This is a genomic window from Bacillus sp. SIMBA_008 (genome assembly GCF_046535495.1).
Taxonomy (GTDB): Bacteria; Bacillota; Bacilli; order Bacillales; family Bacillaceae; genus Bacillus; species Bacillus subtilis.
Genome location: NZ_JAWRWL010000462.1, coordinates 1 through 272 on the forward strand (window position 1 = coordinate 1; position 272 = coordinate 272).

Sequence of the window (272 nt, forward strand, 5' to 3'; positions counted from 1 at the left end):
GGAGGTGCTGAAAGCTTCTGACATCAAACAAGCCCTTTGTCGTCATTTTCACATCAGGAATGACTGGAAGTGCCAAGAAGGACAGCGTCAAAAACGGATTAAAGTCTAAGGAAAAACCAGTTTCTTTTAGCGCTTCATGAAGTGTATGAAGGCTTTCATTGACGAGATGTGCCGGCTGATCTGACAACAAACCAGAGATTGGTAATGGCAGCGTATGAAGTGACTGCCCTTCTTTCACAACAGTCAAACCGCCGCCTGCTTCTTTTAACGCC

General features: G+C 45.6%; 1 protein-coding gene. It reads right to left on the bottom strand.

Annotated elements, in window-relative coordinates; genetic code table 11:
- Positions 1-272, bottom strand: a 272-nt coding sequence (locus SB658_RS24025; protein WP_410602852.1) for an adenine deaminase C-terminal domain-containing protein, incomplete at both ends; no start/stop codon positions are given.